This is a genomic window from Pseudomonas laurylsulfativorans, from assembly GCF_002906155.1.
Lineage (GTDB): Bacteria > Pseudomonadota > Gammaproteobacteria > Pseudomonadales > Pseudomonadaceae > Aquipseudomonas > Aquipseudomonas laurylsulfativorans.
Genome location: NZ_MUJK01000006.1, coordinates 185,151 through 211,313, shown reverse-complemented (window position 1 = coordinate 211,313; position 26,163 = coordinate 185,151). Strand labels below are relative to the sequence as shown.

General features: G+C 59.0%; 25 protein-coding genes. 12 read left to right on the top strand and 13 right to left on the bottom strand.

The genetic code is table 11. The features are described 5' to 3' along the window. The first annotated feature begins 203 nt into the window (after window positions 1-203). A complete protein-coding gene (gene rlmF, locus B0D71_RS20105) occupies window positions 204-1,235 on the top strand; it encodes a 23S rRNA (adenine(1618)-N(6))-methyltransferase RlmF (protein WP_103396306.1) in 1,032 nt (343 codons plus the stop codon). Between the two features lie 165 nt (window positions 1,236-1,400). Here the strand turns inward: rlmF and B0D71_RS20100 are convergent, their stop codons facing one another. Both B0D71_RS20100 and B0D71_RS20095 read right to left on the bottom strand, forming a co-directional pair. Then, window positions 1,401-1,838 (bottom strand): DUF3757 domain-containing protein, encoded by a 438-nt coding sequence (locus B0D71_RS20100; RefSeq protein ID WP_103396305.1) that lies wholly within the window; start codon window positions 1,836-1,838, stop codon window positions 1,401-1,403. Window positions 1,839-2,170: 332 nt separating this feature from the next. Beyond that, a complete protein-coding gene (locus B0D71_RS20095; protein ID WP_007905514.1) occupies window positions 2,171-2,452 on the bottom strand; it encodes an HU family DNA-binding protein in 282 nt (93 codons plus the stop codon). A 396-nt stretch (window positions 2,453-2,848) separates the two neighbouring features. Between B0D71_RS20095 and yejK the strand changes: the two genes are divergently transcribed. Both yejK and B0D71_RS20085 read left to right on the top strand, forming a co-directional pair. Further along, on the top strand, window positions 2,849-3,853 hold the full coding sequence (gene yejK / locus B0D71_RS20090) for a nucleoid-associated protein YejK (protein ID WP_008018580.1): 1,005 nt from the start codon (window positions 2,849-2,851) through the stop codon (window positions 3,851-3,853). After that, a complete protein-coding gene (locus B0D71_RS20085) occupies window positions 3,853-4,203 on the top strand; it encodes a glutaredoxin family protein (protein ID WP_103396304.1) in 351 nt (116 codons plus the stop codon). The genes yejK and B0D71_RS20085 overlap by 1 nt, the downstream gene beginning before the upstream one ends. 178 nt (window positions 4,204-4,381) lie before the next feature. On the opposite strand, the gene B0D71_RS20080 is transcribed toward B0D71_RS20085, so the two are convergent. From B0D71_RS20080 to B0D71_RS20065, 4 genes are all read right to left on the bottom strand, one after another. Next, window positions 4,382-5,317 carry a glutathione S-transferase family protein gene (locus B0D71_RS20080; protein ID WP_103396303.1) on the bottom strand — a complete coding sequence of 312 codons (936 nt, stop codon included), beginning with the start codon at window positions 5,315-5,317 and terminating at the stop codon, window positions 4,382-4,384. An 88-nt stretch (window positions 5,318-5,405) separates the two neighbouring features. Next, window positions 5,406-5,717 (bottom strand): GIY-YIG nuclease family protein, encoded by a 312-nt coding sequence (locus tag B0D71_RS20075; protein ID WP_103396302.1) that lies wholly within the window; start codon window positions 5,715-5,717, stop codon window positions 5,406-5,408. A gap of 40 nt (window positions 5,718-5,757) precedes the next feature. After that, a complete protein-coding gene (locus B0D71_RS20070) occupies window positions 5,758-6,228 on the bottom strand; it encodes a nuclear transport factor 2 family protein (RefSeq protein ID WP_103396301.1) in 471 nt (156 codons plus the stop codon). A gap of 120 nt (window positions 6,229-6,348) precedes the next feature. Next, on the bottom strand, window positions 6,349-6,975 hold the full coding sequence (locus B0D71_RS20065; RefSeq protein ID WP_103396300.1) for a response regulator: 627 nt from the start codon (window positions 6,973-6,975) through the stop codon (window positions 6,349-6,351). Window positions 6,976-7,449: 474 nt separating this feature from the next. On the opposite strand from B0D71_RS20065, the gene B0D71_RS20060 reads away from it, so the two are divergent. From B0D71_RS20060 to B0D71_RS20045, 4 genes are all read left to right on the top strand, one after another. After that, the gene (locus B0D71_RS20060; RefSeq protein WP_103396299.1) at window positions 7,450-8,178 is read left to right on the top strand and encodes a fimbria/pilus chaperone family protein; all 729 of its coding nucleotides are present in this window, start codon (window positions 7,450-7,452) and stop codon (window positions 8,176-8,178) included. Between the two features lie 140 nt (window positions 8,179-8,318). Then, window positions 8,319-10,802, top strand: a complete 2,484-nt coding sequence (locus B0D71_RS20055; RefSeq protein ID WP_103396298.1) for a fimbria/pilus outer membrane usher protein — start codon at window positions 8,319-8,321, stop codon at window positions 10,800-10,802. A 10-nt stretch (window positions 10,803-10,812) separates the two neighbouring features. Further along, the gene (locus B0D71_RS20050; protein WP_103396297.1) at window positions 10,813-11,955 is read left to right on the top strand and encodes a DUF1120 domain-containing protein; all 1,143 of its coding nucleotides are present in this window, start codon (window positions 10,813-10,815) and stop codon (window positions 11,953-11,955) included. Window positions 11,956-12,038: 83 nt separating this feature from the next. Next, a complete protein-coding gene (locus B0D71_RS20045) occupies window positions 12,039-12,653 on the top strand; it encodes a DUF1120 domain-containing protein (protein ID WP_103396296.1) in 615 nt (204 codons plus the stop codon). A gap of 180 nt (window positions 12,654-12,833) precedes the next feature. Here the strand turns inward: B0D71_RS20045 and B0D71_RS20040 are convergent, their stop codons facing one another. From B0D71_RS20040 to B0D71_RS20015, 6 genes are all read right to left on the bottom strand, one after another. Beyond that, window positions 12,834-14,144, bottom strand: a complete 1,311-nt coding sequence (locus B0D71_RS20040) for a CynX/NimT family MFS transporter (RefSeq protein ID WP_103396295.1) — start codon at window positions 14,142-14,144, stop codon at window positions 12,834-12,836. Further along, on the bottom strand, window positions 14,134-14,793 hold the full coding sequence (locus tag B0D71_RS20035; RefSeq protein ID WP_103396294.1) for a FadR/GntR family transcriptional regulator: 660 nt from the start codon (window positions 14,791-14,793) through the stop codon (window positions 14,134-14,136). The genes B0D71_RS20040 and B0D71_RS20035 overlap by 11 nt, the downstream gene beginning before the upstream one ends. 251 nt (window positions 14,794-15,044) lie before the next feature. Continuing rightward, window positions 15,045-15,809, bottom strand: coding sequence for an amino acid ABC transporter ATP-binding protein (locus B0D71_RS20030; protein ID WP_103396293.1), 765 nt, complete (start codon window positions 15,807-15,809; stop codon window positions 15,045-15,047). A 28-nt stretch (window positions 15,810-15,837) separates the two neighbouring features. Further along, window positions 15,838-16,935, bottom strand: coding sequence for an amino acid ABC transporter permease (locus tag B0D71_RS20025; protein ID WP_103396292.1), 1,098 nt, complete (start codon window positions 16,933-16,935; stop codon window positions 15,838-15,840). 10 nt (window positions 16,936-16,945) lie between these two features. Continuing rightward, window positions 16,946-18,127 carry an amino acid ABC transporter permease gene (locus B0D71_RS20020; protein WP_103396291.1) on the bottom strand — a complete coding sequence of 394 codons (1,182 nt, stop codon included), beginning with the start codon at window positions 18,125-18,127 and terminating at the stop codon, window positions 16,946-16,948. A gap of 65 nt (window positions 18,128-18,192) precedes the next feature. After that, window positions 18,193-19,224 (bottom strand): amino acid ABC transporter substrate-binding protein, encoded by a 1,032-nt coding sequence (locus B0D71_RS20015; RefSeq protein WP_008018591.1) that lies wholly within the window; start codon window positions 19,222-19,224, stop codon window positions 18,193-18,195. A gap of 468 nt (window positions 19,225-19,692) precedes the next feature. On the opposite strand from B0D71_RS20015, the gene B0D71_RS20010 reads away from it, so the two are divergent. The 5 genes from B0D71_RS20010 to B0D71_RS19990 all read left to right on the top strand — a co-directional run bounded on the left by B0D71_RS20010 (window position 19,693) and on the right by B0D71_RS19990 (window position 25,012). Then, a complete protein-coding gene (locus tag B0D71_RS20010; protein ID WP_103396290.1) occupies window positions 19,693-20,349 on the top strand; it encodes an alpha/beta hydrolase in 657 nt (218 codons plus the stop codon). Window positions 20,350-20,447: 98 nt separating this feature from the next. Then, complete coding sequence (gene rhlB / locus B0D71_RS20005) at window positions 20,448-21,938, top strand: ATP-dependent RNA helicase RhlB (RefSeq protein WP_103396289.1); 1,491 nt, start codon at window positions 20,448-20,450, stop codon at window positions 21,936-21,938. A 135-nt stretch (window positions 21,939-22,073) separates the two neighbouring features. Beyond that, a complete protein-coding gene (locus B0D71_RS20000) occupies window positions 22,074-23,018 on the top strand; it encodes an ornithine cyclodeaminase family protein (protein WP_103396288.1) in 945 nt (314 codons plus the stop codon). Window positions 23,019-23,152: 134 nt separating this feature from the next. Further along, window positions 23,153-24,280 carry an NAD(P)/FAD-dependent oxidoreductase gene (locus B0D71_RS19995; RefSeq protein WP_103396287.1) on the top strand — a complete coding sequence of 376 codons (1,128 nt, stop codon included), beginning with the start codon at window positions 23,153-23,155 and terminating at the stop codon, window positions 24,278-24,280. A 90-nt stretch (window positions 24,281-24,370) separates the two neighbouring features. Further along, a complete protein-coding gene (locus B0D71_RS19990) occupies window positions 24,371-25,012 on the top strand; it encodes a helix-turn-helix transcriptional regulator (RefSeq protein ID WP_103396286.1) in 642 nt (213 codons plus the stop codon). A 109-nt stretch (window positions 25,013-25,121) separates the two neighbouring features. Here B0D71_RS19990 and B0D71_RS19985 read toward each other — a convergent pair whose 3' ends face one another. Further along, window positions 25,122-25,898 (bottom strand): ABC transporter substrate-binding protein, encoded by a 777-nt coding sequence (locus B0D71_RS19985; protein ID WP_103396285.1) that lies wholly within the window; start codon window positions 25,896-25,898, stop codon window positions 25,122-25,124. Between the last annotated feature and the right edge of the window lie 265 nt (window positions 25,899-26,163).

The window sequence follows — 26,163 nt, the reverse complement described above, 5'->3', positions numbered from 1 at the left end:
AAAAAACCTTGTGGGAGCGAGCTTGCTCCGGGCGGCGCTTCAACGATGAAGCCATAACATTCAACATCAATATTGACTGACCGACCGCCATCGCGGGCAAGCTCGCCCACAAGGGATAGCGGTGTTTGCCACAATTGGGCTCACACGGGCCGGATGTGGGACAATGCCCGCCACTTTCAGCCATACCCGAATCGACCACACCCATGACCGCCCCCCGCCCCCCCAAGCCTGCGCGCAACAAGCCTGCCCCGAAGACTCCGGCCACGGCCGTCGCCCCGAAGGAAAAGGCCATCCTGCACCCGCGCAATCGCCATCAGGGTCGCTACGACTTTCCGGCGCTGATCAAAAGCGCCCCAGAACTGAAGAAGTTCGTGATCATCAATCCGTACGGCAAAGAAAGCATCGACTTCGCCAACCCGGAAGCCGTGCGCGTGTTCAACCGGGCGCTGCTCAAGTCGTTCTACGGCATTGCCCACTGGGACATTCCGGCCGACTACCTGTGCCCACCGGTTCCAGGGCGGGCCGACTACGTGCACTTCCTCGCCGACCTTCTGGCCAGTGGCAATGACGGTATGATCCCCCGGGGCGCCGCCGTGAAGGTGCTGGACATCGGCATGGGCGCCAACTGCGTGTATCCGCTGATAGGTTACAGTGACTATCGTTGGCAGTTCCTTGGTTCCGATATCGACGCGACCGCCATCGCCGCGGCGAAGGCCATCATTCAATCCAATGGCCTGAACAAAGCGATCCAGGTACGCCAGCAGAGCAACCCCAAGCAGATCCTCACAGGCCTGCTGGAGAGCGCAGAGCGGTTCGACCTGACCATGTGCAACCCGCCATTCCACGCCTCGCTGGACGAGGCCACACGGGGCAGTACACGCAAATGGCGAGCCCTGGGCAAAGCCGATCCGAAACGCAAACTGCCGGTGCTGAATTTTGGCGGTCAGGCCGCAGAGTTGTGGTGCGAGGGCGGAGAGGCACGGTTCGTCACACAACTGATCAGCGAAAGTGCTCAAGTGGGGCAGCAGGTCTTGTGGTTCAGCACCCTGGTGTCGAAAGCCTCAAATCTTCCCGCGATCCAGACCGCCCTGAAAAAGGCCGGCGCCCTGGAAAGCCAGACAGTGGAAATGTCCCAGGGACAGAAACAGAGCCGCTTCGTCGCGTGGACTTTCCAGACCAAAGCGCAGCAACAGGCCTGGCGCCAGGCACGTTGGGCCAAGGCTTCATCGGAGTAACACAATGTTGCAGGCTTGGCCTTGGGCCAAGTCGTTATCGCGAACAAAAAAGCCGTGCACGGATTAATCCGGTGCACGGCTTTTTAACAAATGTTACTTGCTGATAGCTTCAATCAGGATATTGGCCACCATTGACCCGACACTCTGGATCGAATGAATCGCGCATCAGCGCTTGCTTGCCCTGACAACTTCTTTGAATGCGCAGCCGCGCACTTTTTTATTGTCGCAGTAATACCGTGAATTCCACTCTTCCCATGGCCCATTGGTTTCAATACTGGCGACGACCCCTTCCCGCTTGAAGTGCATATCCACCGCGCCGCCCTTTTGCAGCTTATAACCACAACGCAGGACTTCACCTATGGCAGTTTCACCCTCGACATCCTTGTGAGGCGCGAATATAGCCAACTCGAATTCACCCACCGGCCCCTGGCCGGTTTGAGACACGCCATACCACTCGCCGTCGCCACTGGCCGTAGGGGCTTTATAGACACCTGGGGCCGCCTCTTTGATGTCTGAAGGGCTTGGGCAGTACTCCGTGACATTTGCCCACGCCTGGCCGGATAACATAACCGCCACACCCAACACCAACTGTTTAAGCTTCATAAAATATCCCTACAACTTACCACTAGAATTTAGTTTTTTAGCTTTTACGCAAAGCCGAGCGTCACACCCGATCGATACTACCGATCCAGGGCAGACACTCAACTATCAGTACTGTAGGAAAGTTCGTCAGATATACGGAGAAAACTGATTTATTCAGTGCACACTTAAAAAACCGAATCCACAAACAATCGCCCATGAAATATCGGGAATAGATATGTATTACAGAGAAACAACAAATGTCTTGTATCGATCTAGCTTGCGTAGATCTTTATGTCGCCCACAAAAAAACCGTGCCCGGATCGCTCCGGCGCACGGTTTTTTTTTAACAAGTCTTACTTGTTAACAGCGTCGGTCAGGCCTTTGGCCACAACCAGCTTGATCACTTTCTTGGCAGCGATTTCGATGGCAGCGCCAGTCGAAGGGTTACGGCCGGTACGGGCAGGGCGCTCAGTCACTTTCAGTTTGCCGATACCTGGCAGAGTGATTTCGCCGCCGTTTTCCAGCTGATCGGCAACGATTTGGCCCAGTTGGTCCAGAGCGTTACGCGCGGTGGTTTTCGGCGCGTCGATAGCTTCAGCGATGTCGGCGATCAGTTGGTCTTTAGTAAGAGCCATTTAGTGTTCCTTCCCTATCAAATTCATATGGATTGCAGAGTGCAATGTCAGCCATCGAGCCCGATCTTTTGGATCCGGCACCCTCGGCCAAATAACCTCGGGATCGGGGTTATAGATACCGAAATCAGGGTTTGGTTCGACCTGACAAATGCTGACTGCACGCTTAACGCAGTGACTTCGCGCAAGACCGGGCAAAGCTAGCACACAGACGTGGAAATATCCGCCTCTAGCTACCCATTTGGTCAGCTTTATTGCGCCAAAACAGGAAAAAAACGCATAAGCGCCGTCGGTCGCCTGACAATTGCCCTTCACACCGCGCCAAAACCAGTGGTTGCGGTACACTGAGGGCTTTTTCGGGGGAGCACGCCCTCCTCTCTTCATTCAGCCGAGAAGCCCATGCCGATCCGTCATTGCATCGTCCACCTGATCGACAAAAAACCCGACGGCACACCTGCAGTTCTCCACGCCCGTGACTCTGAACTGGCTGAGTCCGCGGCCATCGAGAACATGCTCGCCGACCTCAACGAAAGCTATAACGCCAAGCAGGGTAAAGCCTGGGGCCTGTTCCATCCGGAGTCCGGCGCATTCCCGTTCAGCGGCTGGCTGAAGGAGTACCTCGAGGGAGGCCAGGATTTCACTGCGTTCAGCCGCGTGGCGGTCGAGCATCTGCAAAAACTGATGGAAGAGTCGAACCTGTCGGTCGGCGGCCACGTGCTGTTCGCACACTATCAGCAAGGCATGACCGACTACCTGGCCATCGCCCTGCTGCACCACAGCGAAGGCGTGGCCGTGACCGATGAACTGGACGTGACCCCGTCCCGCCACCTGGACCTTGGCCAGTTGCACCTGGCGGCGCGGATCAACGTTTCCGAGTGGCAGAACAACAAACAATCCAAGCAGTACATTTCGTTTATCAAAGGCAAGAACGGGAAAAAGGTTTCGGAGTATTTCCGCGACTTCATCGGCTGCCAGGAAGGCGTCGACGGTCCCGGTGAAACCCGCACTTTGCTCAAAGCCTTCAGTGATTTCGTTGAAAGCGAAGACCTGCCGGAAGACGACGCCCGCGAGAAAACCAAGACCCTGGTGGATTACGCCAGCAGCCAGGCCAAGCTCGGTGAGCCGATGGGCCTTGAAGAATTGTCGGGGCTGATCGATGAAGAACGCCCGAAGGCCTTCTACGATCACATCCGCAACAAGGATTACGGCCTGTCGCCGGAAATCCCGGCCGATAAACGCACCCTGAACCAGTTCCGCCGATTCACAGGCCGCGCCGAAGGCCTGTCGATCAGTTTCGAAGCACACTTGCTGGGCTCGAAGATCGAGTACGACGAAGAGGCCGGCACACTGATCATCAAGGGCCTGCCCACTTCGCTCACCGATCAGCTGAAGCGTCGCAACTGATGCTCGGCGGCGTACTGAAAAAATTCCTGCTGATCCTGCTGGTGGTCGTGGTTTACCAGAACTGGGGCAAGATCGAGCGGGTGTTCAACCCTTCGCAAGTGGTGCCTGCACAGACGCAGGCCCAGGCCAACGTCGTGCTCTACGCCACCGAATGGTGTGGATACTGCAAGCTCACCCGGCGTTTTCTCGATCAGAAAGGCATTCCATACAAGGAGTTCGATATCGAGAAGGATGCCGTCGCGCGCAAGGACTATCAGGCGCTGGGTGGAGGAGGGATTCCCATCATCGATGTGAACGGAACCCTGATTCGCGGGTATGACCCGGATGCGATTCTGGCGGCGTTGAAGTAACCCCACCAGATATGCACGACAGTTGTGGCGAGGGGGCTTGCCCCCGTTGGGCAGCGAAGCGGCCCCAGCATGTCAAGGGATCAAATCGCATTCACTGGATTTACGACTGCTACGCAGCCGAACGGGGGCAAGCCCCCTCGCCACAGATTGTTGTCCAGACCAAATTCGGCAGCGTCAATTAATGCGCTTCAATCCGAAAACCGAACCGCGGGAAGTGCACATGCACCACCCCGCCACGCTCGTCCTTACGACGCACAATCAATTCTTCACGGCCAGCAAACAACAACTCCCCCACCACCGGATCAACGCCATAGTCCGTGGCCGCGATGACCACCTGCTGACCCGCCGTGAACCCGTTGGGATCGATGAACTGCTCATCCGGCAATGCCGCTGGCATGGACGCGCGCGCCACTGCCAGAGCCTCCTCGGAACTCATTTCGCTGGACGCACCATGACCGAAGCCCAGTACCCGCGCGTGCCACGCGGCAACTGCCGGGTACGCATCCACAAGTGGCGCCGTGACGGGCGTGGCTTTTAGGAACCAGAGGCAATGAGCCAGGGCGAAGTCGGCAATCGACGGCTCGCCGAACAGGAAATCCCCCTCTTCGCGCTGCAACTGCAGCTCCAGGCGCGACATGATCGTTGGCCACTGATGTTTGGCCTGTTCGGCGGCCAGCTTTGTCGCACTACCACCACTGAACAATTCGGCACGGTCGGCAATAAACGCCTTGATCGCTTCCGGCGGCAAACTGCCAAAGCGCACCGCTATCGACTCCGGCTGGAACACCAGGCTGACCGCATGCTGGAACACCACCGAGTCGACCCACGTGGCAAACGACGCGGTGATCATTTCCTGACCTTCCGGGAAAAACGCCGGCAAGGCTTTTTCCTGCTCCAGTCGCCGGGCAATCAATGCCGTGTCGCAATAAATATCTGCACCGACCTGCAACACTGGTGTCTTGCGATAGCCACCGGTCAACGCCGTGAGATCCGGTTTGGGCATCACTGGCGAGATCTTCACCGAGCGCCAGGACAAGCCCTTGAATCCCAGCAGCAAACGAGCCTTCTCGGCAAAGGGGGACGTCGGGTAATGATGCAGAATCAACTCGGACATGCTCGGCTCCGCCGCAAGGATCAGGAGTCCGCAGCTTAGCGCGCAATCACCTGGCGGCCTACAGATCTGCCTGATGGGAACTGATCAGTCAGGGTGATAAGCCAGAGGCCGCGCTCGCCACCAGGCATTCCTTGGCGCTTTTCTTGAGTTTTTTGATCAGCCGTTCCTGACGCAACGCATCGCTCTTGTCGCGACAGCGTTCGGTGTAGACCAGCGCCATCGCTGGGCTAGAGAGAAAGAATCGTGCGCCCTTGCCACTTTGGTGCTTGGCGAAACGACGCACGGGATCATCGCTGATCCCACAATAGAGCGAACCATTGGCCGCGCGAACGAGGTAGACGAACCAGGTTTTGCTCGCGGGGGTGTCGGCGTCGACAGGGCTTTCGCTGAGGGTGGTCACGTAACGATCAGAACTTGAAGGAAAACAAGCCGCGATCTTATCAGCGACTGGCCTGGAATGCCTTCAGGCCCTTCAATGCCTGGGCGCGGACGGCGTTCTTCACCAGTGGCGTCCAGCCCAGCAGCAGGCCTTTGAAACCCAACGCCTGACGCGACCAGGCCCATAGATCGAAACTGTCGTGGTGCTCGCAAATCTTGCCGTCACGGAAGACAAAACGCGCCTGGATATCGTTGACCACGGTGCTGCCGGTCTGGCTGAACAGATAGGTCGCGACCCAATGCGCACCACCGGTGCGCTCGGAGGCGTGAACATGGTCGAAGGTCAGGGAAAAGTCCTTGGCCCGAGTGGTCAGCATGCGCCACATATCACCGGCATCGCGACCGCGAAGCTCGCCGAACGCAGGGTCACTGAACACCACATCATCGGTGTAGCAGGCCGCCATGGCTTCGGCATCCAAGCGCTGGAAAGCCTGGTAGAAACGGGTGATCAAGGCGCTATGGGCTTCACTCATTTGCAGGTTCCCCTAGGTTTGCATAACGGCTTCAAAAGATTGCCTGCACGATAGTCTGCAAATGCATCGAACACTATCTGCATTCATGATGAAAATAACGCAGGGACTATTCACGTCATTTCAATACGTCATTCCGCTGTCCCGGGCGTAGGAAAAAAGATCAACGTCCGTGGAAATACCCAGCCGGTGCATGGCCATGTTCTTTTGTTTACTGATGGTCGACACGCTGCGTTTGAAATGAATGGCGATTTCGCTGACGGTCATGCCGCTGGCGAGCATTCGGACCACTTCGTGCTCCTTGGCTGACAGTGGCGACTCGTACAACTGATTGTGGCTGTTGGCCAACAGCGCGCGCAGGGACTCACTGAGGTAGCGGCGCCCTTCCCGCACCGCATTGATTGCCAGGGGCAACTCCTTCGCCGATGCGGTTTTGGCGACGATGGCCATCACCCCTTGCGCCAACGCTGCCCTTGCCGTCGCCACACTGGTAAACATCGTCACCAGAATGACCGGCAAGGCCGGGTAGTGACGTTGAATCGTACTCAACATTTTCAAGCCATCGGCCTGCTGCCCTCCCGGCATGGAGAAGTCAGTGATCAGCAGGTCACAGGGCGTGCTTGAAAGCACATTCATCAAGCTGTCGGCATTGTCAGCCTCACCGACGATCACGCATCGCCTGCTGGCGTTGATGAGTATGCGCAGCCCGACACGAACGACAGAGTGGTCGTCAGCAATTACGACTCGCATTGTGGGATACCTCCTGCTTGTGGCACAAAGGCGCGGAAAATAGCGCCGTTCCTACCCATTCCACAACGCCACGCCCTCCCGCTCTAACGTCGCACCCTCAATGTATTCAATGGACTAACTCTTTGCCCATCTAACAAATAGATGGTTCCTACATTGCAGCGCGCTGAAGACTACGCAGGCAGGACTACAACCAAAGTATTCCTCGTACGAAAACACTACGTAGTCCGCAACACTCTTTCATACACGCCCCCTCTCTTTTCGTACTAGTTGCATTCCTCCTGCTCCGCCTGCTCGCTAACTTGTGGCCCGCCAAGCAGTCCGGCCATGCCCGTACGGAACTGCGCTCACTCTCTGCATAACTATCGAATACATGAACAAGACGCCAATGACCCAGCGCACTGAATTCCTGCTCACACAATCCCTGCGTTACCTGTAATGCGAGCCATGCCGACAGTCTTTTATCCGGGAATTTCAATGAGAGACATCACGACAATGCTTTTGAAGCAGGTGCGCCGCCTGACCCATACGGGTATCAGTGCGTGCGCTCTGTTATGGATCGCACAGGTCCACGCCGACGGTATGGTGCCCGATACCTCCGTGGTGATCGTCAATGAGGCCAACGGGGAAACCGCTGTATCGGTGACCAATACCGACGCCAGCCTGGCACTGCTGCACGTAACCATCGAAGACATTCCCGAAGACACCGAACCCTTGGTGTTCGTGACGCCGCCACTGGCACGCGTTGAAGCTTCAAAGTCACAATTGGTGCGTTTCATCCTGCAAACAGAAAAGCCCCTGCTCACCCAGCGTTTGAAACGGGTGATTTTTGAAGGCATCCCCCAAGGCAAATCTGCTCCAGAAGCCGGGCATGCCCGTGTGGGTGTGACGGTGCGCCAGAACCTGCCGGTCATCCTTCACCCCGCCGGCCTGGCCCCCAACCGCACACCCTGGACCGACCTGAAATGGTCGCTGCAGGAGGGTCAACTGAGCGTACGCAACGAAACACCTTATGTCGTACGCCTGGCTCAGGAAGTACAACTGCTGCCTTCCGGGAGCCGTGCAATGCTACCGCGAACCTACGTACTACCCGGGGACCACATCAGCATTTCCACCCCTGTAAAGGCTGCCACCCAGGTTCGAATTCATCCCGCGACCGTCTATGGCTTTGCCGTGCCTGCCTACGAAGCGCTGCTCGTTCCCTAGAGCCAGTACCACCGATAGCAGCGTGCAGGGAAAGGCAGGCGTCGACATCTCGACGTGACGGCCTGTTTTGCCGTCGCCGCACGTGTGACGAAAGCCATAGCGAATCAAGCCGACCCCCAGACATAACCCAAGTGAACCTCATGAACACCGTATTGAAATACCGTGATGGCGAAGCCATGCCTGAGATTCGGTCGGCCAGCACGGTCCCTCAACTGTCACGGGCCAAGACCGGCATGGTGTTGCTGATGAGCAACGTGCTGATAGGGCTCGAAGCTAATGCCGAAGATCTCAATGCTGCTTCGTTACTGACTTCGTTCGACCAAAAAATGCTGAGTCAACGCGGTATTGACCCCAGTCTCGCAACCCTGCTGCTGGCCGCTCCGAACTTCACCGCTGGCCGACATCCGATCACCCTCACGGTCAATGGCCTGCGTAGTGGCCGGGTGGATGTCACATTCAACCGCGAAGACGACTTGTGCTTTGACCATGCCCTGCTCGATGCGGCAAACCTGACCGTCCCCCCAACTCCAGCCAACGACAAAGGCTGCTTCAATGTGCTCGCCACCTGGCCGCAAGCCCGAATCGAACAGGACCCGGCCAACCTCGGCCTGTCATTGATAGTGCCCAGCCAGGCGATACGTCCGGCGGTCCGCGATATCTCTGGTTATCAAACCGGCGGTATCGCCGGGTTACTCAACTACGACGTCAACAGCCTTCACAGTCAATACGGCAACCAATCGAACCGCTACCTCTCAGCCAACACCGAAGTCGGTTTCAATGCCGGCGACTGGATTGTGCGCAGTCGTCAGGTGCAGACCTGGCAGAACGATGTGTCCAGCACCACTCACCTGGCCGCTTACGCCCAGCGCACCTTTGCCAGCCATGAGACGGTGCTTCAAGCGGGTCAGGTCAATCTCTACAACCCGGTACTGGCTGGCGCACAGATCACCGGCGTCCAGCTCATGACCGAGCAGGCGCTCCAGGTCGAAGGCCAAAGCAATCCCATCGAAGGGATTGCTCACAGCCAGGCTCAGGTCGAAATCCGGCAGAACGGTTCACTGATCCACTCGACAGTGGTGCCGCCCGGGCCGTTTTCCCTGAGTAACGTGCGTCGGCTCGACAGTCGCTCCGATGTCGAGGTCACCGTCAAGGAAGCGGACGGCAGCGAGCAACGCTTCACGGTCCCCGTCGCCATGCTCGGTGTTGGCTTGCCGGCTCCCGGCTTTTCGCTGGCCGCCGGCCAGGTACGTAGTCTCGGCGCTGCACAGAGCGGCGAGCCCTGGGTGATCAGCGGCGGCTGGAGCGGAGCACTCAACCCGAGTGTTCTGCTTACCACCGGTGCGTCGGGGGCTAAAGACTACCGTGCTGCGGGCGCAGGCCTGAGCCTGCTGCCAGGGCCGGACACACAGATCCAGACCACCCTGCAAGCGACCGACACCAGCACCCACCAGGCCGACAGTGGGCTTCAGGCCGACCTGAATGTTTCGCAACGCATGGGAAAACAGTGGTCGATCAATGCCGGAACGTCGCACCGGACCTTCGGCTATCGCGAACTCTCGGAGGCAGTGTTCGATACTCGGTCCGAGCGCAGCCAGTCGCGTTACCGCGATCAGCAGAGCCTGTCGTTGGCCTGGTCACACCCCGGGCTTGGCGCGTTCAGCAGTGGCTTCAATCGCTCAACGACTTTCGACGGACAAAACAGCAGCCGCGCCCTGGCGTCCTGGGGCACCCAGATTGGCGGCGTGTCGATGTCGGCCACGGCGCAATGGCACGTCAGCGGTACCCAACGCAGCGACGACAGCGTTTACCTGAGCGTCAGTATTCCACTGGGTGAAAATCGTCGGGCGCGCACTTGGATACGCAGTTCAGCTGGCGATTACCGCAGCGGTGTCGGCTTGAACGAACAGCTCAACGACCAGTTGAGTTACCGGGTCGGTGTTGAGCACGACACACGAGACAGACAAGTGCAGTCCTCGGCGGGGGTTTCCCTGCTGCCGCGCTACAGCCAATTGGACGTGAGCTACACCCGCTCCGATGCCGAACACTCCAGCTACCAGATTGGCGCGCGTGGCGCAGCTGTGTTGCATGGCGACGGTTTGACGTTATCGCCGTATGCCGTGCGGGACACCTTCGCGCTGCTTTCGGCAGGCGATACGAGCGCCATCAAAGTCTCGACCCCAAGCGGTCCGGTATGGACCGATTGGCAAGGTTACGCCGTGGTTCCTCAAGTGCGCGCCTATGGTCGCAGCCCGGTAGAAGTCGACACCCGCTCGCTGCCACGCAACCTCGATATCAACAACGGACTGGCTGTGGTTTCTGCCGGGCGCGGAGCCGTCGACAAAGTCGAGTTCGGTGTCACGTCGACCCGTCGTGCCTTGCTCAAAGTCACCACCGACAGCGGTGCCCCCCTACCCCGTGGCGCGACGGTAAGCACCGCAAACGGTGAGTTCGTCACGCTCGCTCAAGAAGGGGGATTGGTGTTTCTGCCCAACGTCCTGGACACCCGCGACCTGTGGATAACCGCACCGGGGCTGGAGCGCTGCGAACTGCGCTTCGAGCTGCCCGCCAAGGCCAATAACCAGGTGTATTACGAGACCGCCACCGCCCAGTGCCGAACACTTTAAGGATGTCCCTATGAAGCTGTCCCACCCTTTGCTGTTAACACTCGGCACCTTGATGTTGAGCGGACTTGCGCCTCAGGCCTGGGCGCTCGCTGATGACTGCCAGCTAACCCTGAGTCAGCCCGTGCTCGATTACGGCGTGATGAATCGGGCAATACGCGCCCAGGTCCCCGCAGAGCGAACCCTGGGCGAGCGCCGTCTGAGCCTGAACCTGAACTGCCCGCACCCCACCGACATGACCCTGTTCTACCGCGCCATGGCCGCGACCGCCGAACGCTTTCGCTTTACCGAGCACGGCAGCTATGCCGTGCGTATGGGGGACGCCGTACTCGATGGGCAACCGGTGGACCTGGGCCTGATTTCCTCCGTCGGCCAGTTACCCGAACAAACCGCTTCGAGTCTGCCTTGGCGACCGCAACAGGCGATCGTTCCGGTTCGGGGCGGTATGGCGGTACGAGGGCAAAGCCTGTCGGCGCAACTGGAACTGACAGCCTGGACGCCGGAAAACGCATTGCAGGTACGAGATGCGGTTGTCTGGGAAACCACCGGCCTGTTCGACGCGGTCGCTACGGGCCGCACAAGGGAGATAACCCTGCGCGCCAGTTTCGCTCCCGTCGCCTGCAACGTGGATCTGTCCAATGGCGGCCAGGTGGATTTCGGTCGGTTATCGATAAACGACCTGAATCTCGACAAAGACACCCGACTGCCTCCCAAGGATTTAACCCTGCGAATTGGCTGCGACGCACCGACGCAATTTGCCCTTGTCATGCATGACAACCGCCCAGGTACGGCGACGGTCAACAGCGGGATTTACTACGGACTGGGTCTGGATAAGCGCAACAACAAGATTGGCCTGTACTCACTGACTGTCAATCCCGCCAACGCCAGCGTGGACAGCTTTACCCGCATGTATCAAACCGGCTCCACCACCCGAGGCGGGGCCTGGAGCACCTCCAGTTCAAACCCCGTAGCGATCGCCCAGCAAAGCTACCTGGGCTTTACCGACAGCACCGCCAGCATCGCAGGACCTGCTTTCATCCAGAGCCTCACAACCACGGTTACGGTCGATGCAGTCATCGCCCCAACAGCGAGCCTGGACCTGAGCACCGCCGTTCACCTCGACGGCTCAGGGACGATCGAAATGTTTTACCCGTAATACCCACCCTGCCTTGTTGAACCCAAGGCGCAATCACGCGCCCTGGCCCCTTCAAGGTCAACTACCGAAAGGAAGTTTCATCCATGAAAAAGTACTTCGCAGCACTCACCACGACGGTACTGATCAGCATCGCTCCATTTGCACTTGCAGGGCCGAGCACTGAACTGACGGTCAGCGGCGTCATCACGCCAGCCGCTTGCACGCCAACACTCTCCAGTGGAGGCGCCATTGACCTGGGATCGATCTCGTATAATCAGCTAGATCAGGAGCGGAACACTCGGGTTGGCAGTCATGAGATTACATTGACCTTGGACTGCGATGGATCTACCGGCTTCGCCATCAATGCAATCGACAATAGAAACGGTACAGGACTTGGTGACGGGTTTGGCCTTGGCCTGACCAGTGAGGGAAAACCGGTGGGATTTTTTACCCCATTCATTCAGCAAATCACAGCGGATAGCGTCCTGGTTGATCCTATCGAGTCAAACGACAACGGAACCACTTGGGCAAACACAGACTTTGTTAAAGCGGGATACTGGTTGTCCGCTGCCACTACTGGCAGTACTACACCGATCGATGCACAGACTGTCACCGTGGACTTCAAGGTCGACACCTACATCGTCCGTGCTGATGAGCTGAAGCTGGACGGCGACCTCGAAATTGACGGCTCCGCAACGTTTGAAGTGATGTACCTCTAAGGACCAAGACGCTGAACCGTTTGTTGGCTGTATGAACAAGCGGTTCAGCACCTATACCTTCTTCCCAAAAAAGAATTTACCGATGAAGCGTATACCTTTAACCCTGATCGCAACGTTGTTGATAAGTACGATCACTCGACGGCTCTGCGACCCTGGAGGTTATCTATTGATAGGCGTCTGTCACGGTTGAATTTTCTCACTGCTGACCTCTACATACAGCGCGCGCCCGGCACCGAGGCCGGCAATGATCGCCCCCAGACCGATCACACCGAAGATCCAGCCCACAGCCGTCCAGCCGCCAGTCAAGTCATGCACGATACCCACCGCGAACGGCCCCATGGACGCCAGGGTATAACCGAAGCCCTGGGCCATGCTCGACAGGTTCGCCGCCACATGGGAATCCCGCGAACGCAGCACAATCAAGGTCAATGCCAGGCTGAACGTGGCGCCTTGCCCCAGCCCCAGCACAATTGCCCAGCCCCACAGACCTTCAATCGGGGCGTACAGGCAACCGAACAGACCGCCGAGGGTCAGGGCCATTACGATCACTATCGCCAGGCGCTGATCCTTGCCACGTGTAGCCAGCCATGGCGCGGCGAGGGAGCTGACCAGTTGCACGATCACCGAGCCCGATAACACCAGCCCGGCCTCAGTCGGGGTCAGGCCGCGCCCGATCAGGATCGACGGCAACCAGCCGAACACGATGTAAGCCAGGGACGATTGCAGGCCCATGTACAAAGTCACCTGCCAGGCCAGCGGGTCACGCAATAGTCCCCGTACGCGGTAGGCGACATTATGCGCGCCGTGCTTCTGGCCGACTTGCGGCAACCAGAACAGCGCGGCCACTAATGCCGGAATGACCCAGAAACCGAGGCCCAGCGCCCAGCGCTTGTCGAAATGCTCACTGAGCGGCACGGTCGCACCCGCCGCCATCGCCGCGCCCAGGCACAGGGCCATGGTGTAGACGCCGGTCATGGTCCCGGCCTGCTTCGGGAAATCACGCTTGACGATGCCCGGCAGCAACACGCCGATCACACCGATGCTGGCACCGGCCAGCACGCTGCCAGCGAACAGGCCAATCTCGCCAAAGGAACTGCGCAGGATGATCCCGCCAGCGAGGGTCAGAAGAATGCCCAGCACCACCCGCTCCGCACCAAATCGCCGCGCCAGCACGGGTGCCAACGGCGCAAACAGGCCGAGGCAAAGCACCGGCAACGTCGTCAGCAAACCGGCTTGGGATGCGGATAGACCGAGGGACTTCGACACTTCGCTGAGCATCGGTGCCATGCTCGACAGCGCCGGGCGCAGGTTCAGCGCCACCAGAATCAGGCCCAGCAGCAACAGCCACGGCCGGCGCAGTACCGGGTGGGTTTGCTGAACCTGTTCGTCATCGGCCTCGGCGTCGATCAATAGCTCTTCCAGCTCAGCCGAGCGTTTGGGGGCTGTGGATAAATCACTGCGCTGTATCGAGTTCTCGGTTTCAAGGTTCATTGATCAACTGCCTCGACAGGGATTTGGCCCGTTCCGGGTCGCGTTGTTCGACGGCATCGAGCAATTCGATGTGCAGGTCGAACACTTCCTGGCGGCGCGGGACGATGTTCAGCGTCTGGCGCAAATGCGCGCCGACGATGCTGGAGAAATAGCGATACAGCTCGCTGAGGGTCGGGTTGTGTGCTGCGTCCACCAAGCGGCGGTGGAACACCAGATCGCAGGCGATGTAGGTGTCGAGATCGCCGTGATAGTGGCTGCCACTGACACCCAGCGCCTCGCGCAATGCCACCAGGTCTTCATCGGTGCGGCGCATGGCTGCCAGGCCAATGGCCTCGACTTCGAGGATGTGCCGGGTTTCCCGGGCCTGCTCAAGGGAGCAACGGGACAGCGCTTTCAAGGTATCGAGCGGGTCGACCACCGCCCGCAGGTAACTGCCATCGCCCTGACGGATTTCGATCAACCCGGAAAACGCCAACACGCGCATGGCTTCGCGCACGGTGTTGCGGCTGATGCCCAGCTCGGCGGACAACTCAGGCTCTGTAGGCAACCGCTGGCCCACGGTCCAAACGCCTTGGTTGATACGCTGGCGCAGTTGCTCCAGGGCCTGATCGACCAGGGATCGTTTAACGAGTGGAGAAGTTTCTGACATAGGATTCGCCCTTTCATCCAATCATAGGATGAATTTTCTGACATGCTAGTCAGCTTCACCCGAGAGAGCAAGGCGATCCCTGTAGGAGCGAGCCTGCTCGCGATGGACGTCAACGAAAACGCTGGTTGGCAGGTACCTCGCAGCGCTCTCAAGTCCATCGCGAGCAAGCTCGCTCCTATAGGGACATGGTTTTCTTCAGGCAAAAATAAACCCGGAACGCAGTCCGGGTTTATTTCACTGCCGAGCGTCGATCAATGCAGGATCTGGCTCAGGAACAGCTTGGTGCGATCATTTTGCGGGTTATCGAAGAAGTCGTTCGGCGCGGCCTGTTCGACGATTTCGCCCTTGTCCATGAAGATCACGCGGTTGGCCACGGTGCGGGCAAAGCCCATTTCGTGGGTTACGCAGAGCATGGTCATGCCGTCTTCAGCCAGGCCGATCATGGTGTCGAGAACCTCCTTCACCATCTCCGGGTCGAGGGCCGAAGTCGGTTCGTCGAACAGCATGATTTTCGGTTTCATGCACAGTGCGCGGGCGATCGCCACACGCTGTTGCTGACCGCCGGACAGTTGCCCCGGATATTTATGCGCCTGCTCCGGAATGCGTACGCGTTCCAGGTAGTGCATGGCAATTTCCTCGGCCTTGCGCTTGGGCATCTTGCGCACCCACATCGGCGCCAGGGTGCAGTTCTGCAAAATGGTCAGGTGCGGGAACAGGTTGAAATGCTGGAACACCATGCCGACTTCACGACGGATCGCTTCGATCTGCTTGAGGTCGTTGGTCAGCTCCACGCCATCGACCACGATGCGGCCCTGCTGGTGTTCTTCCAGACGGTTGAGGCAGCGGATGGTGGTGGACTTGCCGGAACCCGACGGGCCACACAGGACGATGCGCTCGCCCTGCTTGACGTTGAGGTTGATGTCTTTGAGTACGTGAAACTGGCCGTACCACTTGTTTACGCCCTGCATCTGAATAATGCCTTCAGGACTCACAGGCTTCTTGTTTGCTTCGCTCATCACAAAACTTCCTAAATTGGGTAGCGCCTCAGCGCTTGTGGCCAGTGTCGAGCTTGCGTTCCAGATGCATGGAATAGCGCGACATACCAAAACAGAAAATCCAGAACACCAGGGCGGCGAACACATAGCCTTCGGTGGCCATGCCCAGCCATTTCGGATCGGCGGCGGCTTGCTTGACGCTGTTGAGCAGGTCGAACAGGCCGATGATGATCACAAGGCTCGTGTCCTTGAACAGTGCGATGAAGGTGTTGACGATGCCGGGGATCACCAGCTTCAGGGCTTGCGGCAGAATCACCAGGCCCATGCTGCGCCAGTAGCCCAGCCCCATCGCGGCAGCCGCTTCGTACTGACCTTTGGGAATCGCCTGCAGACCACCGCGCACCACCTCGGCCACGTAGGCCGACTGGAACAGGATCACGCCGATCAGGGCCCGCAGCAGTTTGTCGAAGTTCATGCCTTCGGGCAGGAACAACGGCAACATTACCGAGGACATGAACAGCACCGTGATCAACGGCACACCGCGCCAGAACTCGATGAAGGTCACGCAGACCACGCGAATCGCCGGCATGTTCGAGCGACGGCCCAATGCCAGGACAATCCCCAGCGGCAGCGCACCGGCGATGCCGACGGTGGCGATCACCAGGGTCAGCATCAGGCCGCCCCACTGACTGGTCGCCACGGCGTCCAGCCCCATTACGCCGCCATGCAGCAGGCACCAGGCAATGATTGGGTACAGCACCAGGAAGCTCAGCCCGTACACCGCCTTATGGTGAAAGCGCGAGATGAACAACGGCGCCACGCCGACAATCGCCAGCCACACCGTCAGGTCCACGCGCCAGCGCAGTACCGGCGGGTAGTAGCCGTACATGAACTGGCCGAAGCGCTGCTGGATGAACACCCAGCAGGCGCCCGACTGGGTGCAGTCCGAGCGGGTCGTGCCCACCCAGTTCGCATCGAGGATGGCCCACTGCAGGATCGGCGGCACCACCAGGTAAATGAGGTAGAACGCAAACAGGGTCAGCAGGGTGTTGAGCCAGCTGGAGAACATGTTCGCGCGCATCCACGCCACCACACCGATACTGCTGCTCGGTGGAGGCATGTCAGGTTTGAAAGTATGAGTGCTCATGCGCTTTTCCTTACCGCTCGATCAGCGCAATGCGCTTGTTGTACCAGTTCATCAGCAGGGAAATGCTGATACTGATCGCCAGGTACACGCTCATGGTGATCGCAATCACCTCGATCGCCTGGCCGGTCTGGTTGAGCACGGTCCCGGCAAACAGCGAGACCATTTCCGGATAACCGATACCGGCCGCCAGCGAGGAGTTCTTCGCAAGGTTCAGGTATTGGCTGGTCAGCGGTGGAATGATCACGCGCAGTGCTTGCGGGATGATCACCTTGCGCAGGGTCGGGCCGTTGCGCAGGCCGAGTGAGTGCGCCGCTTCGGTCTGGCCATGGCTGACCGACTTGATGCCCGAACGGACGATCTCGGCGATGAACGCCGCGGTGTACACGGTCAGGGCCAGGGTCAGGGCCAGCAGTTCCGGGATCAACACCCAACCGCCGACGAAGTTGAAGCCTTGCAGCTTCGGCATTTCCCAGTGCACCGGTGCGCCGAAGATCAGCGCGCACAAGGCCGGGATCACCAGGAACAGCGCCAGGCCGGTCCAGAACTTGTGGAACGGCACACCGGTGGCTTCGAAGCGCTTGGTGGCCCAGCGGTTCATCAGCACGATGGCGACAATAGCCACCACAACGCTGGCCACAAACGGCCAGAAGCCGTCCGCCATCAACGCCGCCGGCATGTTTAGGCCACGGCTGCTGACAAAGAAGGTGTCACCGAAGTTGTGACTGTTACGCGGCCCCGGCATGGTCAGGAACACCGCGAAGTACCAGAACAGGATTTGCAGCAGCGGCGGAATGTTGCGGAAGACTTCCACATACACCGTCGCCAGCTTGGCGATGATCCAGTTCTTCGACAGCCGTGCCACACCGACGATGAAGCCGAGGATCGTCGCCAGGATCACGCCGATAAAGGTCACCAGCAAGGTGTTGAGCAGGCCGATGACAAACACCCGTGCGTAAGTGTCTGCTTCGGTGTAGTCGATCAGGTGTTGAGCGATGCCGAAACCGGCACTGCGCTCCAGAAAGTCGAAACCGGAGGTAATGCCCCGGTGCTGAAGGTTGGTCTGGGTGTTATCGAACAGATACCAGCCCAGCGAGACCACCGCGATAATGGTGATGATCTGGAATAGCCACGCACGCACTCGTGGATCGCTGAGGCTGAGCCTCTGCTTTGGTGCGCCGATTGAATTTTGCATGAAGTGCCCCGGAAATAATGGAACAGAACATCACCCGGTGGTTGGCCCACCGGGTGATAGAACCATCAGCGCACTGGTGGTGCGTATTGAATGCCGCCAGCGTTCCACAGAGCGTTCAGCCCGCGGTCGATTTCCAGCGGAGTGCTCTTGCCGAGGTTTTTCTCGAACACTTCGCCGTAGTTACCCACTTGTTTGATGATCTGCACGACCCAGTCTTTCTTCACTTTCAGGTCTTTGCCGTATTCACCGTCGGTACCCAGCAGACGGGCAACGTCAGGGTTTTTGGTGCCCTTGGCTTCGGCTTCGACGTTCTTCGAAGTGATGCCGGCCTCTTCAGCGTTGAGCATGGCGTAGCCAGTCCAGCGCACGATGGCCAGCCACTCGTCGTCGCCATTACGTACGACCGGGCCCAGAGGTTCCTTGGAAATGGTTTCCGGCAGAACGACGTAGTCCTTCGGCGAAGCCAGCTTGCTGCGCTGGGCGAACAGCTGGGATTTGTCGGAGGTCAGTACGTCGCAACGACCGGATTCCAGCGACTTGGCGCTTTCGTCGGAGGTGTCGAAAGTGATCGGGGTGTATTTCAGGCCGTTGCCGCGGAAGTAGTCGGAAACGTTCAGTTCAGTAGTGGTACCGGCCTGGATGCAGATGGTTGCACCGTCCAGTTCCTTGGCGCTCTTGACGCCCAGCTTGTTGTTTACCAGGAAGCCGATGCCGTCGTAGTAAGTGATGAAGCCCGGGAATTTCAGGCCCATGCCCGCATCACGGGAACTGGTCATGGTGGTGTTGCGCGACAGGATGTCGATTTCGCCGGATTGCAGCGCGGTGAAGCGCTCCTTGGCGTTCAACTGGCTGAACTTGACCTTGGTCGCGTCGCCGAAGACAGCAGCCGCTACTGCGCGGCAGTAGTCAGCATCGATACCAACGATCTTGCCGGTGGAATCCGGAACCGAGAAGCCTGGCAGGCCATCGCTGACGCCACACTGCACGAAACCTTTCTTCATCACTGCATCCAGGGTTGCACCCGCCTGGGCAAACCCGCTGACACCGAGTACTGCGGCTGCAGTCACGATAGCCAGGGTGGATTTCAACATCTTCATTCAAACCTCCAGTTTTGCTCTTGTTGTGTCGGAGCGTGAGTCCTGTCGCACCCTTATGAGGCGTAGTTGACCCGAGTTGGCTTGTTTTGGGGTCAACCGACGTAAGACGTTAGCTATGAGTCTAGTAGGAGAAAATCCACATCATGGAAAACTCACTCTCACCAGTCGGCCGAACGGGCTGTAGCCCTTTCACGTTCGCGAAGCCCCGTAGCGGCCCTTGGCGAACATCCATCACCGGATTCTTTTCAATCCCACTAATAACCTTGGCCTGATAGTGTTACCGACAGACGTGGGATTTTTCATACAGACTTCGCCATAGCAAAGCCCGTACCACACCGCCCTCCGAAGCGGTTCAGCTGCAGGTCAATAGCAAAACTTGTAACCTTGCGACATCTTCGTAACTGATCAACCAGACGCGCACTCCGACCACGCACTTAATGAGCGCGCACGCACAACATTGGAGCAGACATGACCGAGCCCCTGATTCTTGAACCCGTCAAGCCCGCAGACGCCTGCGTTATCTGGCTGCACGGCCTGGGCGCCGATCGCTACGACTTCCTGCCAGTGGCCGAAGCGTTGCAGGAAACATTGCTGACCACCCGCTTCGTTCTCCCTCAGGCCCCCACCTGCGCCGTCACCATCAATGGCGGATACGAGATGCCGAGCTGGTACGACATATTGGCCATGAGCCCCGCGCGCGCGATCAACCGCGAGCAACTGGAAGAGTCGTCGGACAGGGTCATCAAATTGATCGACACCCAGCGAGCCATCGGAATAGACGCCTCGCGGATTTTCCTGGCAGGTTTTTCCCAAGGCGGCGCCGTGGTGTTCCACACCGCGTTTCTGAAGTGGCAGGGACCACTGGGTGGCGTCGTTGCCCTTTCTACTTATGCACCGACCTTCAGCGACCAACTGGAACTGTCCGCCAGCCAGCAGCGCACTCCGGTACTGTCGATGCACGGCCAATACGACGATGTAGTGCAAAACTCGATGGGACGCAGCGCCTACGAGCATTTGAAGCAGCGTGGTGTCACCGTGACATGGCAGGAATACCCAATGGGTCACGAAGTGTTACCCGAGGAGATTCGTGATATCGGCACCTGGCTCTCCGAGCGCCTGCGTTGAACACTCAGGTTTAAAAACACCCTTTGATCCATCCCACTACGCCGCGCCCGATTCTTGCATTACACTGGCCGGCGTACATTCCTTAACCAATTGATGAGATGACCGTGCTCAAAGCACTCAAGAAAATGTTCGGTAAAAGCGAGACTGAGCAACTCGCGCCAGTTCCCAACGCTGCGTCTCACGCTCCCAGCCACCGCACCGACGGTAATCAGTCTGAACGGGCCGCCACCACAGCGGCACCCAAGCATGAGCCAAAGACCGCAGAAGTTGCCCAGCCTGAGGCAGTAACAGCCCCGGAGCAGCCGCGCAGCGAAACGCCGAAACCCGCCAAACCACGCCGCGAACCCAAGCCCAAGGCGCCGGTCATCCCATGGAAACTCGAAGACTTCGTCGTCGAACCCCAGGAAGGTAAAACCCGCTTCCACGATTTCAAACTCGCCCCTGAACTGATGCACGCCATCCAGGACCTGGGCTTCCCGTATTGCACGCCGATCCAGGCCCAGGTGCTGGGCTTCACCCTCGCGGGCAAAGACGCTATCGGCCGCGCCCAGACCGGTACCGGCAAAACCGCTGCGTTCCTGATCTCGATCATCACCCAGCTGCTGCAAACCCCGCCGCCGAAAGAGCGCTACATGGGTGAGCCACGGGCGCTGATCATCGCGCCGACCCGGGAGCTGGTGGTGCAGATCGCCAAGGACGCCGCCGACCTGACCAAGTACACCGGCCTGAACGTCATGACGTTCGTCGGCGGCATGGACTTCGACAAGCAACTCAAGCACCTAGAAGCCCGTCACTGCGACATCCTCGTGGCCACACCCGGCCGCCTGCTGGACTTCAACCAGCGCGGCGACGTGCATCTGGACATGGTCGAAGTCATGGTGCTGGACGAAGCCGACCGCATGCTCGACATGGGCTTCATTCCGCAAGTGCGCCAGATCATTCGCCAGACGCCGCCGAAAAACGAGCGACAGACGCTGTTGTTCTCCGCGACCTTCACCGAAGACGTGATGAACCTGGCCAAGCAATGGACCACCGACCCGGCCATCGTCGAGATCGAGTCGCAGAATGTGGCCAACGAAAACGTCGAACAGCACATCTACGCGGTGGCCGGTGCCGACAAGTACAAACTGCTCTACAACCTGGTCAACGACAACGGCTGGGAGCGGGTGATCGTGTTCGCCAACCGCAAGGACGAAGTGCGGCGCATCGAAGAACGCCTGGTCCGCGACGGCATCAATGCCGCGCAACTGTCCGGCGACGTACCGCAACACAAGCGCATCAAGACCCTGGAAGGTTTCCGCGAAGGCAAGATTCGTGTGCTGGTCGCCACCGACGTGGCCGGTCGCGGCATCCACATCGACGGCATCAGCCACGTGATCAACTTCACCCTGCCGGAAGTGCCGGACGACTACGTGCACCGCATCGGGCGTACCGGGCGTGCGGGTGCCGACGGCGTATCCATCAGCTTTGCCGGTGAAGACGACTCCTATCAGCTACCGTCCATCGAAGAAAAGCTGGGGCGCAAGATCAGCTGTGAAACGCCACCGACGCATCTGTTGCGGGCCGTGGAGCGCAAGCGTCCTCATTAAGCGACGCTGAAAAGAGAAGCGCAGCCGGAAACGGACTGCGCTTTTTTTTCGCCCGGCGTTTCAACAGGTGCTTGCTAGCGACAACTAAAAGTCCATAATAGACAAATTAGTTTACTTTCAGCTCCGGAGCCGACCATGTCCAGTACGCCCCAAGTGATCACCCAAGCCCAGGCTCGCGAGCTGTTGGCGCAGGTCGATGTACCGCAGATCCTGCGCAAAATGTTCCGTGACCTGGCGACCGGGCAAGCCGTGCAACCGGCGCAGCAACTGGTGGAGTTCCCACAGGGCGCCGGTGACTTCATCAACTACCTGGGTGTGTTGGCCGAAGACGGCGTGTACGGGATCAAGACTTCGCCATACATCGTCCGTGAGCAGGGACCATTGGTGACGGCGTGGACCTTGCTGATGTCGATGCAAACCGGCCAGCCGCTGTTGCTGTGCGATGCGGGCGAACTGACCACGGCACGCACCGCCGCGACCACCGCCGTAGCGGTCGACGCCCTCGCGCCGCTCACAGCCAATCGCCTGGCCATCATCGGCAGCGGCAAAGTGGCCCAGGCGCACCTGCATTACGTGAAAGGCCTGCGCGACTGGCAGAGCATCAGCCTGTACGCGCCGAACCTGAGCGACGACCCTGACACCGTTGGCCGGCTGAAAAACATCGAACCACGCCTGAACATCGTCGACAGTCGCGAGGCCGCCGTTCAGGAAGCCGACGTAATCATGCTCTGCACCTCGTCCGCAGGCCCGGTGATCGACCCGACAAGCCTGAGCAAACCGGCGCTGATCACCTCCATCAGCACCAACGCGCCGCGCGCTCACGAAGTGCCGCCGCAGAGCCTCAACGACATGCAAGTGTTCTGCGACTATCGCCTGACCACTCCGGGCTCGGCCGGTGAAATGCTGATCGCCACTGAACAGCATGGCTGGGACAAGGGCGCGATTGTCGGCGACCTGCCCGACTTGATCAGCGAGAAAGTACAGCGCCCCGGTTACGACCGCCACGTGTTCTTCCGCTCCATCGGCCTGGGTTTGGAAGACATTGCGCTGGCCAATGCGATCTATCGCCTGCAGCGTTAACGCCACAAACCCTGTAGGAGCTGGCTTGCCAGCGATGCAGACGCCGCGGTCCATCAGATAAACCGCGGTGATGCTATCGCCAGCAAGTCGGCTCCTACAGGGCCTACCCATTTGTGCCCTATCAGGAGACGTTCATGAGCCAGGCAGACTTCATCATCATCGGCGGCGGCATTGCCGGCGCTTCCACGGGTTTCTGGCTGTCGCAGCATGGCCGCGTGATCGTACTCGAACGCGAATCCCATCCGGCCTATCACTCCACCGGTCGGTCGGCTGCGTTGTACACCGCCGCCTACGGCACCCCGCAAGTACGGGCATTGACCCTGGCCAGCCGCGACTTTTTTGACAACCCGCCCGTTGGCTTCTGCGAACACCCGCTGCTGACCCCGCGCGGCGAGATGACCGTGGATCTCACTGGCGATCCGGATGAACTGAACAGGCAATACCAGAGCGCGAAAGCCACCGTGCCGGAGATGCAATTACTCAGCACCGACGAGGCCTGCGCACTGGTACCCGTCCTGCGTCGGGAAAAAGTCCACGGTGCCATCTACGATCCGACGGCGACCGACATCGACACTGATGCCCTGCACCAAGGCTACCTGCGCGGAATCCGCCGCAACCAGGGTGAAGTGCATACCGACAGCGAAGTCGTCAGCCTGAGCCGCGATGATCAAGGTGTCTGGCACGTCCAGACCGGCAGCCAGACATTCAGCGCGCCGATCATCATCAACGCCGCCGGCGCCTGGGCCGACAAGATCGGTGAATTGGCCGGCGCGAAACCACTGGGCCTGCAACCCAAACGCCGTGCCGCGTTCATCTTCGCCGGCCCGGAGGGCGTGGACATCCACCATTGGCCGATGCTGGTCAGCCTCGACGAATCCTTCTACATGAAACCCGACGCCGGCATGTTCCTCGGTTCGCCGGCCAACGCCGACCCGGTGGAACCCCACGACGTACAGCCCGAAGAGCTGGACATTGCCATGGGCATCTACCAGATCGAAGAAGCCACGACCCTGACCATTCGCCGCCCGACCCGCACCTGGGCCGGCTTGCGCAGCTTCGTCAGCGATGGCGACCTGCTGTCCGGTTTCGATCCACAGGTGCCGGGGCTGTTCTGGGTCGCGGCACAGGGCGGTTACGGCATCCAGACCTCGCCGGCCATGGGCCAGGCCAGTACTGCGCTGGTACGCGGTGTGGCGCTGCCCGAGACGCTCGGCCGTTTCGGCCTGAGTGCCGAAATGCTCTCCCCTGCCCGCCTCGGCTGATCCTGATCCTCAGGTGACGCGCCCACACGATTACGGCACACTTTCAGCGCCCCTTTGATGGGGCGCTGACGCTGCCTGGAGTTCCACTGCATGAACGCCCCCGAAAAAGACTCGGCCCCCAACACTGCGTCGCTGGATAACTTCCGGGCGATCGCCGATGCCATCGCCACGCTGTTCTTTCCCCACGCCGAAGTAGTGCTGCACGACCTGCGCACACAAAAGGTCGACTACATCGCCAACAACCTGTCCAAGCGGGAAATCGGCGACGACTCGGCGCTGGAAGACATGCTCAGCGACGATGTCAGCGAGCGAAATATCGGGCCGTACGAAAAGCTCAACTGGGATGGTCAGAAGATTCGCAGCCTCAGCACGGTGCTACGCGACAGCGAAGGTCATCCGCTGGCCGTGCTATGCATCAACCTGAATATTTCATTGTTCGAGAATGCCAAGGCCGCCCTGGATCTGTTCCTGTCGCCGACCAAACTGATCCCGCAACCGGACGCACTGTTCCGCGATGACTGGCAGGAACGGATCAACACCTTCCTGCATGCCTGGCTACGGGAACGTCAGCTGAGCCTGAATCTGCTGACCCGCGACCACAAGCGTGAACTGGTGCTGGCGTTGCACGCCGAAGGCGCGTTCAAAGGCAAAAGCGCATCGAACTACGTGGCCAATGTGCTGAACATGGGCCGGGCGACGGTGTACAAGCATTTGAAGGAATTGAAGGGCTGAAGATTTGCTGGGATTGTTCTGGCCTCATCGCGGGTAAGCCCGCTCCCACAGGGTACGGTGTAAACCGATCCATTAATGTAAGAGCGGGCTTGCCCGCGATGGCGATCTATCAGTCGCCGTAAATGTCAGACTTGAAATACTTCTCGGAAATCTTCTGGTACTCACCATTGGCGCGAATGCCATCAATGGCCGTGTTCAGCTCGCTGACCAGTTCGGTATTGCCCTTGCGCACGGCAATCCCGGCACCCTCGCCCACATACTTCGGATCTTTCAGCTCAGGCCCGACAAAGGCATAACCCTGGCCACGCGGCATCGACAGGAAGTCATTGAGCGGAATGGTGTCGGCAAAAATCGCGTCGAGGCGACCGGCTGCCAGGTCCATGTAGATTTCTTCGTTGTTGCTGTAGCGCTTGACGTTGATGCCCTTGGGCTCGAACACCTCGGAGGCGTAACGGTCGGTGGTGGTGGCGCGCTGCACGCCGACCGTCTTGCCCTTGAGGCTGGCGTACTGGTCATCCACCACCGCGCCGTCCTTCATCACCAGGCGCGACGAGGTGAAATAGTACTTGTGGGTGAAGTCCACCGACTTCTTGCGGTCTTCATTGATGGTCATGGACGACAGCGCCATGTCGATTTTCTTCACCTTCAGGGAAGGAATCAGACCGTCGAACTCGCCTTCGACCCACACACACTTGACCTTCATCTGCGCGCACAGGGCGTTGCCGATGTCATAGTCGAAACCGACGATCTCGCCTTTGTCGGTTTTCGAGGCGAACGGTGGGTAAGCGGCTTCAATGCCGATGCGCAGGGTTTTCTCGGCGGCAAACACAGAACTGCACGCCAACAGGCTCAGGGCCAGACCGGTGATGAGGGGAAACTTCTTCATGTTCGTTTCTCGCGGGTTGTTGTTGGTTTGGCAAGACAGAAGAAAAAGCTGAAACGGGTGGAAGCCTTTTTTGTACTTATAATTCCATACTGGACTTTTATGTATGAGTCGTCAATGAGGCAATTGCAGCCCGTGCCAGCCGATGGTCGAGTGGTGTGTCAGCAAGATTTTTGGTGATGCAGATGACGCCATCGCGAGCAGGCTCGCTCCCAGATCTGGTTGAACACAGATTTTGTGCACGACACAGAACTCTGTGGGAGCGAGC